General features: G+C 63.2%; 14 protein-coding genes and 3 pseudogenes. 4 read left to right on the plus strand and 13 right to left on the minus strand.

What is annotated here, in order from left to right:
• Positions 1–290 precede the first annotated feature (290 nt).
• From QIW53_RS18670 to QIW53_RS18680, 3 genes are all read right to left on the minus strand, one after another.
• A complete protein-coding gene (locus QIW53_RS18670; protein WP_371051122.1) occupies positions 291–1,247 on the minus strand; it encodes a quinone oxidoreductase family protein in 957 nt (318 codons plus the stop codon).
• Between the two features lie 30 nt (positions 1,248–1,277).
• The gene (locus QIW53_RS18675) at positions 1,278–1,451 is read right to left on the minus strand and encodes a DUF1427 family protein (RefSeq protein ID WP_192304656.1); all 174 of its coding nucleotides are present in this window, start codon (positions 1,449–1,451) and stop codon (positions 1,278–1,280) included.
• A gap of 181 nt (positions 1,452–1,632) precedes the next feature.
• A complete protein-coding gene (locus QIW53_RS18680) occupies positions 1,633–2,460 on the minus strand; it encodes an AraC family transcriptional regulator (protein WP_371051123.1) in 828 nt (275 codons plus the stop codon).
• A 145-nt stretch (positions 2,461–2,605) separates the two neighbouring features.
• Here QIW53_RS18680 and QIW53_RS18685 point away from each other — a divergent pair, with 145 nt between their 5' ends.
• Positions 2,606–2,833, plus strand: a complete 228-nt coding sequence (locus QIW53_RS18685; RefSeq protein WP_008152143.1) for a DUF6555 family protein — start codon at positions 2,606–2,608, stop codon at positions 2,831–2,833.
• Positions 2,834–2,918: 85 nt separating this feature from the next.
• On the opposite strand, the gene QIW53_RS18690 is transcribed toward QIW53_RS18685, so the two are convergent.
• From QIW53_RS18690 to QIW53_RS18700, 3 genes are all read right to left on the minus strand, one after another.
• Complete coding sequence (locus QIW53_RS18690; protein ID WP_371051124.1) at positions 2,919–3,083, minus strand: metallothionein; 165 nt, start codon at positions 3,081–3,083, stop codon at positions 2,919–2,921.
• 84 nt (positions 3,084–3,167) lie between these two features.
• Complete coding sequence (locus tag QIW53_RS18695; RefSeq protein ID WP_371051125.1) at positions 3,168–3,623, minus strand: DMT family transporter; 456 nt, start codon at positions 3,621–3,623, stop codon at positions 3,168–3,170.
• Positions 3,623–4,117, minus strand: a complete 495-nt coding sequence (locus tag QIW53_RS18700) for a DMT family transporter (RefSeq protein ID WP_371051126.1) — start codon at positions 4,115–4,117, stop codon at positions 3,623–3,625. The genes QIW53_RS18695 and QIW53_RS18700 overlap by 1 nt, the downstream gene beginning before the upstream one ends.
• 215 nt (positions 4,118–4,332) lie before the next feature.
• Between QIW53_RS18700 and QIW53_RS18705 the strand changes: the two genes are divergently transcribed.
• Entirely contained in the window at positions 4,333–5,268 is a 936-nt protein-coding gene (locus tag QIW53_RS18705; RefSeq protein ID WP_371051127.1) for a LysR family transcriptional regulator, read from the plus strand.
• A gap of 40 nt (positions 5,269–5,308) precedes the next feature.
• On the opposite strand, the gene QIW53_RS18710 is transcribed toward QIW53_RS18705, so the two are convergent.
• The 3 genes and pseudogenes from QIW53_RS18710 to QIW53_RS18720 form a co-directional block, all read right to left on the minus strand.
• Entirely contained in the window at positions 5,309–6,130 is an 822-nt protein-coding gene (locus QIW53_RS18710) for a methyl-accepting chemotaxis protein (protein WP_371051185.1), read from the minus strand.
• A gap of 84 nt (positions 6,131–6,214) precedes the next feature.
• A pseudogene (locus QIW53_RS18715) lies at positions 6,215–6,991 on the minus strand (cache domain-containing protein); the annotation flags it as partial.
• Positions 6,992–7,209: 218 nt separating this feature from the next.
• Complete coding sequence (locus QIW53_RS18720) at positions 7,210–8,526, minus strand: Na+/H+ antiporter family protein (protein WP_371051186.1); 1,317 nt, start codon at positions 8,524–8,526, stop codon at positions 7,210–7,212.
• Positions 8,527–8,935: 409 nt separating this feature from the next.
• On the opposite strand from QIW53_RS18720, the pseudogene QIW53_RS18725 reads away from it, so the two are divergent.
• Positions 8,936–10,015, plus strand: a pseudogene (locus QIW53_RS18725) (HAMP domain-containing protein); the annotation flags it as partial.
• Positions 10,016–10,345: 330 nt separating this feature from the next.
• Positions 10,346–10,873 (plus strand): annotated as a pseudogene (locus QIW53_RS18730) (methyl-accepting chemotaxis protein); the annotation flags it as partial.
• Between the two features lie 176 nt (positions 10,874–11,049).
• Here the strand turns inward: QIW53_RS18730 and QIW53_RS18735 are convergent.
• The 4 genes from QIW53_RS18735 to QIW53_RS18750 are packed head-to-tail and all read right to left on the minus strand — an operon-like array spanning position 11,050 to position 13,645.
• Entirely contained in the window at positions 11,050–12,363 is a 1,314-nt protein-coding gene (locus QIW53_RS18735) for a sensor histidine kinase (protein ID WP_371051128.1), read from the minus strand.
• Positions 12,360–13,028 (minus strand): response regulator transcription factor, encoded by a 669-nt coding sequence (locus QIW53_RS18740; protein ID WP_192304673.1) that lies wholly within the window; start codon positions 13,026–13,028, stop codon positions 12,360–12,362. The genes QIW53_RS18735 and QIW53_RS18740 overlap by 4 nt, the downstream gene beginning before the upstream one ends.
• Before the next feature lie 3 nt (positions 13,029–13,031).
• Positions 13,032–13,337 (minus strand): PepSY domain-containing protein, encoded by a 306-nt coding sequence (locus QIW53_RS18745; protein ID WP_371051129.1) that lies wholly within the window; start codon positions 13,335–13,337, stop codon positions 13,032–13,034.
• A complete protein-coding gene (locus QIW53_RS18750) occupies positions 13,337–13,645 on the minus strand; it encodes a PepSY domain-containing protein (protein WP_371051130.1) in 309 nt (102 codons plus the stop codon). Before QIW53_RS18750 ends, QIW53_RS18745 begins: the two co-directional genes overlap by 1 nt.
• Positions 13,646–13,819: the final 174 nt, after the last annotated feature.

A 13,819-nucleotide genomic window follows, 5' to 3' on the forward strand; every position in this document is an offset into this window, starting at 1 on the left:
TGCGATGAAGCACAGATACGCGGCTCACAACTGCTACGACCCGGAAAACCGTTGCATTCCTGACACACCGTAGTAGAGGGTCGGAGATCGAACACACTTTAAATAGTGCTAATACTTTCGTGAGGCAGGCCTTGGGGCCCAACGTTTACAGAGGGTTCATAGAAAGAAACGCGCAAAAAAAAATGTGGGAGCGGGCTTGCTCGCGGTGGCGTCCTTTCAGTCACGAATCAGTTGACTGACAGACCGCTATCGCGAGCAAGCCCGCTCCCACAGGGGGGGCAGACATGGGATCAAGGAATCAGAATGACTTTGTCACTGCTGCCTGCATTGACCTGGGCATAACGCTCAACCCCTTCGGCCAACGGGGATTCCACCAGACCCTGAGGCAGCGGCAGAAGTGCCTGGTCGAAGAACCGGCCGAACTGGTCGAGCATCGCCGCGCACGCCTGTACGCCATACAGCAACGAGTTGATCCCCACCACCGAGCCGCCCTTGCGATACAGCGCCAGGGCCGGCAACTGCACCAGGCCATCCACCGGTGCGGCGATGATGGCGATGCGGCCGAAGGTGGCCAGCGCCGCAACGGAGGCCGGGAGCCAGAAACCGGTGGTGTCGAAGATCACCTCGGCGCCGCCGCTGAACACCGCATTGACCTGAGCACCGAGGTCCTCCGGTTGTTCCAGTTGCAGCGTCTGATACCCTTGGGCGTGCAACTCCTTGACCTGTTCCGGCCGGCGCGCCGCCGCCAGCACCCGGGCGCCGCGTACCTTCGCCAGGGCCAGCGCGGCCGTGGCCACCGCCCCGCCGCCGATCACCAGCAAGCGGGTGTTGGCCGTCACCAGGCTGCGCTCCAGCGCGTCCCACGCCGTGGTGTAGGGCACGCCGAGGCTGGCGGCCTGGGCGAAGCTCAAATGCGTAGGCTTGAGGGCGACACCGTTGGCCGGCAGCTTGACGAACTGCGCGTGGGAACCATCGGCGAAAAAGCCCAGCTCACGGCCCGTGCCCCAGACCTCCCGGCCCAACAACGCCTGTGGTCCCTCGACCACGACCCCGGCGAAGTCACGACCGGGGATGCGCGGCAACGTGGTGTAGGGGAAACGTCCGAGCACGTTCTTCACATCGCTGGGGTTGAGACCGGCGGCCTTGATCTCGACCAGCACGTCATCGGCGCCGGGAACGGGGGTCGGCACCTCGACCAGGCGCAAGGCGGCGAGGTCACCGGTTTTATCGAACTGCAATGCTTTCATGGGTGTGTCCATCGAACAGGGAGAGGGAATTCAGGAGATCCAGCCAGCCACCAGTTGCCGACCCATCGGCCACAGTTTTTCACCGGCGAGCATGCCAAGCAGGCCGATCAGCGCGATGGCCGGTGGTGCGGGGGAACGAAAGTCCAGGGCGCCGTAAAGCAGGCCGACGCCCAGACCGATAACCAGTGAAATGAAGTAACTCATGGCAGACTCCGTGGGCCATTGGGGTATGGGCAGAGTCTAGGGAGGGGCGACGGCGAGCACCGGCCATGTGCTTCGGAATTTCGGACAAGACGCGCGGATATTCTGATTCCCCCAATCCCCTGTAGGAGCGAGCACGCTCGCGATGAACGCAAAAACACCGTTGGGTGTCAGGCTGCCAGCGTTATCGTTGACGCCCATCGCGACGGTTCGACGTTTCGACATGCTCGCTCCTACAGAGATCGGGTCGGGAAGCAAACTGCGAAGGCGCGACACCCAGTTCGCGGCGGAACATGTCGCTGAAGCTGCTGGGCGAATAGCCCAGTTCCCGGGCGATGGTGCTCACGGCCACGCCCTGAATCAGCTCGGCCGCCGCGACGGCCAGTTGCACTTGCCGTCGCCACTCGGCGAAGCCCATGCCCAGGCCGTCCTTGAACAACCGCGCCAGGGTGCGCACGCTGGCGCCGGCGTTTTCGGCGTGCTGTTCGAAGGGGATGTCCAGCGACGGTGCGGCCATGACGGCCTGGCACAGGTTCATCAGGCGCCGGTCAGAGTCGTCGGGCAAGGGGATTTTCAACCGCGAACGCCGGGCCCGTTGCAGTTCCAGCAGCGCCAGGCCGACCAGCGCCTCGTAATAGTCCGGGGCGCCGTCATGCCCCTGTGCCACCAGCCCGACGATCAGCTCGCGCAGCAGCCCGCCGACCTCGATCACCTGGACGGTGGCGTCCAGTGTCGCCGCCAATGCCGGTCGCAGGTAGATGTTGCGCATCTGCAGGTCCGAGACCACGCGTATTCCATGGGGCACGCCGGGCGGCAGCCACACCGCCCGTTGCGGCGGCACCACCAACGCTTCATGCGGGGTCTCGACCCACATCACCCCGCTCATCGCATACAGCAACTGGCCCCAGGCATGCTCGTGCGGTTCGATGTACAAGCCACGCGGATAGGTGCGCGCCAGCGGTTGCACGGGCACATTGGTGTCGCTCAGGTCAGGGGGCGCGGCAAGGGCCATGGTCAGCAATCATTGGGCTTTCTGGAACCTGCATGGTAACCAGCCGCACGCCCCGTCGCCACTTGCAGCAACCGTCTGACAATCCGACTGAATTTTCCACGACGGGCACGATCCCTCTATTACCACAGGGAGGAATACGGGCTTTATGAACAACGCAAAACTTTTCGTGATTGAGTACACCCTTCATGGCGCCCCCAAGTCTTTCATTATCCGCCTGGACAAGATGGATAACGCCGAGGCCTGGCATTGGGCGAGCTGTGACGCCGGCGTGGGTCGGATCCCGCGCTTCGGCCGGGAGAAGGTGCAGAAGACCAGCAAGCCGATGGCGGAAAAGTTCGGCGTGGAGAACGTCAAGTGGCGCCCGGCAAACTGATCGGGCGCTCGAGCGTCAGATGATCAGCGCCTGAAACGACAAGTGGAGCCAGCACGGGCTCCACTCTTTTTGTCCGACCGCTTATTCAGCCATGGGCGCATTTGCAGCCTTTGCTGCTGCATTCCTCACCCTGTTCATGATGCTTGGCGCAGGCCTCGCAGCAATAGTGTTTGCCATGGCGGGCAATGGGGTGTGCGCCCAGTTTGCAGGAGCATTTGGGGCAGTCGCAGGTACTTTCGCTATCGATCATGAGTCTGACTCCGTTGGTGTGGTCGTCCGGTCTCGCGAAGACGATCCGTCTTCTCAGTTTAGGAGTTCCTGCACCCGCCAGAGTTCACGCGTCTCGGGTACTGCTGCGGTACATGAACACCAGCGCCAGCCCCAGTAGCACCATCGCCAGGATTCGACTGCCCGACAGCTCGATCGACGGATTGCCCAGCCAGCCGAAGTTGTCGATCAGCATGCCCATGCCCAGTTGCCCGACGATCACCGCCACCGTCGCCACCGCCGTACCGACTCGCGGGACTGCACCGACCATCACCATCATGTACACCACGCCGAACAGCGCGCCGCCGAGTTGCCACTTCGGTACGTCCAGCAGGCTCACGGCGTGGGCCGGTTCGAAAAACAGGATCAGCAACCCGGTGCTCACCGCCCCCACCACGAACGTCAGCAGGCTGCTGCGCAGGACACCCACAGACTCGCCCAGACGGCCGTTGATGGCGGCCTGCACACTCAGCACCGCACCGGCGGCCACGACCACCGCCAGCAAAATAATCAGATTCATCATCAACCCCGCGCAATCAGGACAAGTGCCGCGACGATCAGCAGCAAGGCCAGCCAGCGCTCAGCGTTGACCTTTTTGCGGGTCGCGCCAAACCAGCCGAAATGGTCGATCAGCACGCTTTTGCCCACCTGCCCGGACAGGATCGCGATCATCGTCATGGCAATGCCGATGTGCGGAGTGGCGAGGGTCAGCACCACCACGTACATCGGCCCCAGAAACCCACCGATCAACTGCCAGCGCGGCAGGTCGCCGAAGGCCGGCCCCTTTTGCGGACCACTGAACAGCAGCAACAGGAACAGAATCGCCGAGCCGACACCAAAGATGCTCAAGGTCGCCCACAGATGCCCTACCTGCCCGCCCAGCGGCCCGAGCAACCCGGCCTCCACGGACAGGCCCATGCCGGCAAGGATGACCAGGGGCAACAGCAACAGGCGCAGGCCCGGTCGAGTTGGGGACGTTGTCACGACGCTGACGTCGTCGATTGAAGAAGATTGCATTTGCAAGGCACCTGCCCATTCCAGATTAAACACCAACCCCTGTAGGAGCGAGCATGCTCGCGATGCCGGTGGGTCAGCCGAGATCAATTCACCTGACAGGCCGCTATCGCGAGCATGCTCGCTCCTACAGGGGGCGATTATCCGGTAGCGGAGCTTTGCAATAAATGGCAGCATCCTGACAACACTTTTGCGTAACTCGCACAGCAGGCGAATCCATGCACGGCCTCAACGAACTGGGTTTCAAGGCCCTCAGGCTGTATGTCGCGGTACTCGATCACGGCAGTTTTTCCGAAGTCGCCCGGCGCGAAGGCCTGGCGCCGTCGTCGATTTCCCGACAGATCCAATTGATGGAACAGGCGCTGAGCCAGCAATTGCTCTACCGTCACACCCGCGCGGTCACGCCCACCGAGGCCGGGCGCACGCTGGGGCATCATGCGCGGCGGATGCTGGTACAACTGGAGGAAGCCGAGCAAGCCTTGCAGGAGCAGCAAAGCGAACCCACCGGGCTGGTGCGGATCAACGCGCCCGTGGTGTTCGGTCAACGGCACCTGACACCCTGGCTCGGACGCTTGTGCCAGCGCTATCCGAAACTGCAACTGGATATCCAGCAGACGGACAGCTACATCGACCCGCTGCAGGAAGGCGCCGACCTGCTGTTTCGCATCGGCCCGCTGCACGACTCCAGCATGCAGGCGCGCATCATCGCGCCCCATCGCTTTCAGGTGGCGGCCAGCCCCGCCTACCTCGAACGCCATGGCGCCCCGCAATCCCCCGCCGACCTGGCAGCGCATCAGTGCCTGGCCTACAAGGGCGTGGCCGGTCAGCAGCGCTGGTTTTTCCGCCAGGGCCAGGGCGACTGGACGCCGTACTCGGTCAGGGGGCCGATCACCGGCAACCATGCCGACACCCTGACCCAGGCCGCCGAACAGGGCCTGGGGCTGGTGATGTTTCCATCCTGGCTGATCGGCGAGGCGGTGCGCGAAGGCCGGCTGGTGCCGGTGCTGGGCGATTACCAGGTGTCCAACAGCCTGGAGCCGCAACAGATCGCCGTGCTCTGGCCTGGGAGCCGGCGCTTGTCGGTGAAGGTGCGCACGGTGATCGATTTTTTTGTCGAGTGTTTTGGCCAGGTGCCTTACTGGGACAGGCCCTAGCTCAGGCACCCCATCCCGGCGTCGCTCCCACAGAAGTCACTCAGATACGGAACTGCCCCACCAGACTGCCCAAGCGCTGACCGAGGTCCGCCAGGCTGCGGGAGGTCTGCGCACCGAGCTGGGTTTCACCAGCGACGTTATCCACGGCCTCGGCGATCTGGTGCACGCTGCGGTTGATCTCTTCGGCCACGGCAGTCTGCTCTTCGGCGGCGCTGGCGATCTGCGCGTTCATCGAGTTGATGGTGGCGATGAGTTGCGCCATGGTGTCCAGCGACGCCCCGGCTTCATTGGCCTGGGCCGAAGTGCCGTCGCCGGCCTCGCTGGAGCGGCGCATCGCTTCCACTGCCGACTGGGTGCCGGCCTGCAAGCGGTCGATCATGCCCTGGATTTCCTGGGTGCTGATCTGCGTGCGACTGGCCAGCGCACGGACCTCATCGGCCACCACCGCAAAACCGCGCCCGGCTTCCCCGGCACGGGCCGCTTCGATGGCGGCGTTGAGCGCCAGCAGGTTGGTCTGCTCGGCGATCGAACGAATCACCCCGAGCACGCTGACAATCGACGCCACGTCCTTCTGCAAGCTGTCGAGGGACACGCCGCTGCTGCGGATGTCGTCGACCAGCGCATGGATCTTGACGATGCTGCCGGCCACCACGCGCTTGGCGGCCTGGCCTTCCTCGTCGGTCTGCTGGGCAGCGACGGCGGCGTTCTGCGCACTCTTGGCCACTTCCTGGGCGGCGGCCGACATCTCGTTGATGGCCGTGGCGACCTGGTCGGTCTCGTGACGCTGACGCTCCATCGCCTGGTCCGAACGGTGAGCCTGGTCCGAGACCTGATGCACCAGCCCGGTCAGTTGCGAGGTCATTTCGGTGATCTGGCGCACCAGGCCATGGATCTTGTCGACAAAACGGTTGAACGAACCGGCGAGTTCACCCAGTTCATCCTGGCTGGTGATGGTCAGGCGTCGGGTCAGGTCGCCCTCGCCGGCCGCGATGTCGTCGAGGTTGGCCTTCATCAGGTGCAGCGGCCGCAGGATGGTGTTGGCCAGCAGCATGCCGGCGGCGGCAATCACCAACAGCACCACGGCGGCGATGCCGATGATGCTCAGCAATACGCCCTCCATGCGCTCCTTGACCTTGGCTTCGACCACCGCCACCTGCGCCTCGATACCGTCGAGGTTGACCGAGGTGCCGACCGCCATGTCCCATTTGGCCAGGTACTCGGTGTAGCCGAGCTTGGGCACCAGCACCGCAGTGTTGCTGGGCAGTGGCGAGCTGTATTGCAGGTAGTGGGTGCCGTCCTTGGCGACCTGAACCAAGTCGCGGTTGACGTAGACGCCGTTCGGATCGCGGTTGTCCTTGAAGCTCTTGCCCACGCCTTCGGGGCTATTGGCCTTGAACAGGCGGACGGTGTTGGAGTCGTAGCCGAAGAAGTAACCTTCCTTGTCGTAACTGATGTTCGACAGCAGCTTGATCACCTGCGCCCGCGCCGCGTCGTCGCCTGGCGCGGCGGCATCATAGAGCGGCTTGATCGCGGTCATGGCCACGGCCACGTAGCTTTTCAGCGTGTCCTTGGCGTTGCCGAGCAAGCGTTCGCGGGTCTCCTCGACTTCCTTGCGCGCCTGTTCCTGCAGCACGAAATAGGTGGTCAGGCTGATGACCAGCGCAAAGAGCAGCACCGGAAGAACGGCAAGGGACAGGACTTTAGCCTTGAGGCTCATGCGCATGACGGATCACTCTTTTGAATTTATTGGCGTGGTCAAAGGGTATAGCGGCACGCCGGGTCAAAAGTTGAGTCAGGTCATGACTGTGAAGATCAGCGCCCCCCTGTAGGAGTGAGCTTGCTCGCGAAGGTGGTCAACGATAACGCTGGACATCTGATACCCAGCGGTGGCCTTGCGTCCTTCGCGAGCAAGCTCGCTCCTACAGAAGAGTGGCGCGCCGGTCAGAGCACCATCGCCGCCACCCAGCCGAACGCCAGCAGCGGCAGGTTGTAATGCAGGAAAGTCGGGACCACGGTGTCCCAGATGTGGTGGTGCTGGCCGTCGATGTTCAGGCCGGAGGTCGGGCCCAGCGTCGAGTCCGAGGCGGGCGAACCGGCGTCGCCCAAGGCCCCGGCGGTGCCGACGATGCACACGATGGCGATCGGGCTGAACCCCAGTTGCACGCACAGCGGCACGAAGATCGCGGCGAGAATCGGTACGGTGGAGAACGACGAACCGATGCCCATGGTCACCAGCAGGCCGACCAGCAGCATCAACAGCGCCCCGATGCCCTGGCTGTGGCCGATCCACGCCGCCGACGCTTCGACCAGCGTCTGCACCTGGCCGGTGGCTTTCATCACCTCGGCGAAACCCGAGGCGGCGATCATGATGAAACCGATCATCGCCATCATCTTCATGCCTTCGGTGAACAGGTCGTCGGTCTCGCGCCACTTGACGATGCCCGACACCGAAAAGATCAAAAACCCCGCCAGCGCGCCGATGATCATCGAGTCCAGCAGCAACTGAATGATGAACGCCGCCGCGATGGCCACTCCGGCCACCATCAGGCTCAACGGGTTGTACGTGACCGCGACCTGTTCGACCTGCTCGATCCTGGCCAGGTCGTAGACGCGTTTCTTGCGGTAACTGATGAAGGCAACTCCCAATCCCACCAGCATGCCCAGCGCCGGAATGCCCATGGCATGGGTGACGTTGATGCCGCTGATGTCGACGCCGCTGCGGGCCACGTTGGCCAGGAGGATTTCATTGAGAAAGATGTTGCCGAAGCCCACCGGCAGGAACATGTACGGGGTGATCAGGCCGAACGTCATGACGCAGGCGATCAACCGGCGATCGAGTTGCAGCTTGGTCAGCACATACAACAGCGGCGGGACCAGCAACGGAATGAAAGCGATATGTATCGGCAGAATGTTCTGTGAAGCGATGGCCACCACCCACAGCAAACCGATCAACAGCCATTTGACCTGGCGACCGCCCGTGGCGTGTTGCCGATCGACCATGGCCAGGGCCTTGTCCGCCAGGGCATGGGCCAGCCCGGATTTGGCAATCGCCACCGCGAAAGCGCCGAGCAAGGCGTAGGACAGCGCCACTGTCGCCCCGCCGCCCAGGCCGCTGTTGAACGCCTTGAGGGTGGCGTCGATGCCCAGGCCGCCACTCAGGCCACCGACCAGTGCGCCGACAATCAGCGCGATCACGACGTGCACGCGGGACAGGCTGAGGATCAGCATGACGCCGACCGCGGCAATTACAGCATTAATCATCGTTACTCCAGGCACGCGAAAAGAGTCCGGCCGGCAGTCTGCGATGAGCCGCCAGCGGATACGGAATGGCTTTTATTAGAGGGCGCGCACTTTGACGCAAGCACGCACAGGCTGCAACCCTCAAGAAAGTCGATCGTGCGCCGTTACAGTGCAAAGTCCTGGATATTTATCGAATAAAGGTATCAGCATGTCGCCGCGACAACTGTCCATCCAATGGAAAATCACCCTCCTCGCCGGCCTCTGCCTGGCGGGTATCGTGACCTTGCTGGTCGGACTTTCGCTGTATCGCATGGAGCACAGCTCCGAGCTGGTGAAAGCCTCGAGCATGGAGATGCTGACCGAAGCGGCCCAGGCCCGTATCGAATCCCAGGGCGAAGTCCAGGCGTTGAGCATTCGCCGCCAGTTCATGGATGCCTATCAGTATGGCCATGGCTTTTCGCGGCAGGTGCTGTTCCTGCGCGATCAGGCGGAAAAGCGCTTCCTCGATGCCTTCGACCTGCGTGAGGACCTGACCCGCCAGGTCAAGTCGGCGCTGCAGGCCAACCCGGAGCTGCTGGGCCTGTCCCTGGTGTTCGAGCCCAATGCGCTGGACGGCAAGGACGAACTGTTCGCCGAGCAGGCGGAACTGGGCAGTAACGACAAGGGCCGCTTCGCGCTGTACTGGTCGCAACCGACACCTGGCAAGTTGACCTCGATGGCGCTGCCGGAAAGCGACATCGCCGACACCCGCACCGGCCCCGGCGGCGAACCCGCCAACACCTGGTTCACCTGTCCGCGAACTTCGCTCAAACCCTGTGTGATCGAACCCTATTTCTACAAGGTCGACGGCCAGGACGTGCTGATGACCAGCATCGTGTTCCCGTTGATGCTCAACGGCAAAGTGATCGCGTCGCTGTCCGTGGACCTCAACCTCAACAGCCTGCAGGCGGTCAGTCAGGACGTGAGCCGTAAACTCTATGACGGCCAGACCCGCGTCAGCATCATCAGCCCGGCCGGTCTGCTCGCCGGCTACAGCGCCGATGCCGGCAAGCTCGGCCAGCGCCTGGAGACTGTGGACACCACCAATGGCGCTGAGTTGACGCGTCAACTGGCCGCCAGCCGCACCACCACCACCACCACCAGCCTGCACAGCGAACACCAGTTGAAAGTGCTCTCGCCCTTCCAGGCGATCCCCGATGGCAAGCCTTGGGGGGTATTGCTCGATGTGCCGGAAAAAGTCCTGGTCGGCCCGGCCGAAATACTGAAAAAACAACTGGACGACAACAACACCACAGGCAGTCTGATCGAACTGGGCCTGGGCATCCTCGCGGCGCTGATCGGCCTGATGCTGGTGTGGCTGATGGCCCGCAGCGTCACCCGGCCGATCCTGGGCGTGGCACACATGCTCGAAGACATCGCCAGCGGCGAAGGCGACCTGACCCGTCGGCTGGCCTACGACAAACCGGACGAACTGGGCCAGCTGGCGGGCGGGTTCAACCGTTTTCTCGACAAACTGCAACCGATCATCGCCGAGGTCAAACGCTCGGTACAGGACGCCCGCAGCACGGCGGACCAATCCTCCGCCATCGCCACGCAAACCAGCGCCGGCATGGAACAGCAGTATCGCCAGGTCGACCAGGTGGCGACCGCCTCCCACGAAATGAGCGCCACCGCCCAGGACGTCGCCCGCAGCGCGGCGCAGGCGGCACAAGCGGCCAGGGAAGCGGATCAGGCGACCCGTCGCGGATTGACGGTGATCGACCAGACCACCAGCAGCATCGATCACCTGGCCGCCGACATGAGCGCCGCCATGGTGCAGGTCGAAGGGCTGGCGGCCAACAGTGAGAAAATCGGTTCGGTGCTGGAAGTGATTCGTGCCATCGCCGAACAGACCAACTTGCTGGCCCTCAACGCCGCCATCGAAGCGGCGCGCGCCGGTGAAGCCGGACGCGGTTTCGCCGTGGTCGCCGACGAAGTGCGCAACCTGGCGCAACGCACCCAGGCGTCGGTTGAAGAAACCCGCCTGGTGATCGAACAGCTGCAAAGCGGCACCCGGGATGTCGTAGGCTCGATGAACAACAGCCATCGCCAGGCCCAGGGCAGCGTCGAGCAGGTCAGCCACGCCGTGACGGCGCTGCGCCAGATCGGCGACGCGGTCACGGTGATCAGCGACATGAACCTGCAGATTGCCAGCGCCGCCGAACAGCAAAGCGCGGTCGCGGAAGAGATCAACAGCAACGTCGCGACGATTCGCGATGTCACCGAGTCGCTGTCGGGGCAGGCCAATGAATCAGCCCGGGTGAGCCAGTCGCTCAATAGCCTGGCGAACCAGCAGCAGGGGTTGATGGATCAGTTCAGGGTGTAAACCGGATCCCGTGTCCCTTGGGGTCAGTTGTCGAACACAAATGGAGGGCTCGACATTGAACCAGTGTGGGAGCGGGCTTGCTCGCGAAGAGGGTGTGTCAGGCGACTTTCATGCCGTCTGACACACCCTCTTCGCGAGCAAGCCCGCTCCCACAGTTTTTATCGAAGGCGTCAGGATCAACGCTTGGGCAGTTCGATCACCGCCTTCAACCCGCCCCACTCACTCGCTTCCAGCCGCAGCACCCCGCCCCAGGTGTCGACAATGTCGCGCACGATTCCCAGGCCCAATCCATGGCCATCGGTCTGCTCGTCCAGACGCGTGCCGCGATTGAGTACCTGGTCGCGCCGGTCCTCGGGTATGCCGGGGCCGTCGTCTTCCACGCTCAGCTCATAGCCTTGTGCTGCTTCGATCACGCTCAAACGCACCTCGGCATCCGCCCACTTGCAGGCGTTGTCCAGCAGATTGCCCAGCAGTTCCAGCAGGTCCTCCCGGTCCCACGGCAACTGCAAACCTGCGGGGGCGCGATAACTCAGTTCCAGGTGCTCGCCGTGAATCATGTTCAGCGTGGCCAGCAGCCCCGGCAGTTCCCCGTCGCAGTCGAACAGCGCACCCGGCAGTGCATCGCCGGACAGGCGCGCACGATTGAGTTCGCGACCGAGTCGCTGCTGCACCTGCTCCAGTTGCGTCGTGAGCAGTTTGCGCAGTTCGGGGTGGGCATCGAGTTTTTCGCTGGAGGCCACGCTCAGCAACACCGCCAGCGGGGTCTTCAAGGCGTGGCCGAGGTTGCCCAGGGCGTTGCGTGAACGCTTGAGGCTGTCTTCGGTGTGGGCCAGCAAGTGGTTGATCTGCGCCACCAGCGGCTCCAGCTCCACCGGCACCTGGTCATCGAGCTGTGAGCGCTGGCCCTGCTGCAACTGGGCTATCTGCTCGCGGGCCCGCTCCAGTGGCCGCAGTGCACGGTGCACGGTGACCCGCTGCAACAGCAGAATCACCAGCAACCCCAACAGGCCCAACGCCAGCCCCACTTGCTGCACGCGTTTGAAGCTGTCGCGCACCGGGGTGTAATCCTGGGCGACGCTGATGGAAATCGACTGGCCGAGGCGCCGATAGTCCGAGCGCAACACCAGCAGTTGCTGCCCTTCCGGCCCCAGTTGCAGGTTGCTGTGCAGGCCGGGGTGGTCGAGGCTCGGCAGTTCCTGGTCCCACAACGAGCGGGAGCGCCAATGGCTGTCGGCAAAATCGATGCGAAAGTAATGCCCGGAAAACGGCCGCTGATAGGCAGGCGACAGCCGCCGCTCGTCCAGCTGCAAGCCTTGCGGCCCGCGCACCAGGGCCACCAGCAGGTTCTCGCTGTCGTTGCGCAAGCCGGCCTCGAGGTAGCGCTGCAAACCTATTTCGAACAGCCACAGGCTGGTTTGCGCCAGCACTAGGCCGACGATCACCATCACGCTGATCAGCCCCAGGCTCAAGCGGCGCTGGATCGACTTCACTGCGCCTGGCCGCCGAACAGATAACCCTGGCCGCGCCGGGTTTCGATCACGCTGCGCCCGAGTTTGCGTCGCAGATGGTTGACGTGGACTTCCAGCACATTGGAGTCGCGCTCGGTCTCACCGTCGTACAGGTGTTCGGCGAGGTGACTCTTGGAGAGGATCTGCTCGGGGTGCAGCATGAAATAACGCAGCAATCGAAACTCCGCCGCAGTGAGCTGAATATCGGCGCCGTCACGGGTCACGCACTGGCGGCCCTCGTCCAGGTGCAGGCCGGCCGACTGCAACGTCGGCTGATTGACCTGGCCATGGGAGCGACGCAACAGCGCCTGGATGCGCAGGTGCAGCTCCTCGGGGTGAAAGGGTTTGCTCAGGTAATCGTCGGCGCCGGCCTTGAGGCCCTCGATCCGCTCGGCCCAGGAGCCGCGCGCCGTCAGGATCAACACAGGCGTCGCCAGCCCGCCCGCCCGCCATTGTGTCAGCACCTCGAGCCCCGGCACGCCCGGCAGGCCGAGGTCGAGGATGATCAGGTCATAGGGTTCGCTGCTGCCCTGATACACCGCGTCGCGACCATCGGCCAGCCAGTCCACGGCGTAACCCTGACGGTTGAGGCCGGCCAGCAACTCGTCGGCCAGCGGCACATGGTCTTCCACCAAAAGCAAACGCATTGGTCAATCTTCCTCGTCTTTGAGCAACTCGCCCGTGCTGGCGTTGACGTCCAGTTCACGGACGATACCTTCGGTGGTCAACAACTCGACTTCATAAATGTAGACGTCATGTTTCTCCTCCAGCTCGGCTTCCAGCAGCTTCGAGCCGGGGTGACGGTCCAGGGCCTGCTTCAACAATTGCTCGAGCGGCAGGATGACGCCCTGCTGGCGCAGCCTCAATGCCTCGTCCTGATCGAGGTCGCGGGCCAGCACCACCGAACAGAATGCCAGCAGCAGCAGCGCCATGCGTGAAACCGAACACACCTTCATTACGTATCCTGATGATCCTTGAGCACCTGGCCACTGACGGCGTCTAATTCCAGGTCCCATTCAATGCCCTGTGGGTCGCGCATTTCTACCTGGTAGATGTACTTGCCGTACTCTTCTTCCAGCTCGGTCTCGGTGATGGTCGAGCCGGGATGCTTGGCCAGGGCCGTGGCGTTGAGCTTCTCGAAAGACACGATAGTACCAGCGTCGCGCAGTCTCAGGGCTTCATCGGGGCCCAGGTCGCGGGCGTGGGCGATGTTGGCGGTCAGGCCGATGAAGGTGGCAGTGATCAGGGCAGTCAAGGTTTTCATGGGTGTCTCCGTTTTTTGGGTGTTGCGTACGGAGCTACCTTAGCGAGGCGAACTTAATTGAAACTGAATGGCCATCATTGGATGCAACTACACAGCCCTGTAGGACCGAGCATGCTCGCTCCTACAGGTACGGTGCTTGCCCCTTTCACACCTGTTTATAATCCGCCCGCCTGC

Origin of the sequence: Pseudomonas fluorescens (assembly GCF_041354075.1) — a bacterium.
Lineage (GTDB): Bacteria > Pseudomonadota > Gammaproteobacteria > Pseudomonadales > Pseudomonadaceae > Aquipseudomonas > Aquipseudomonas fluorescens_CE.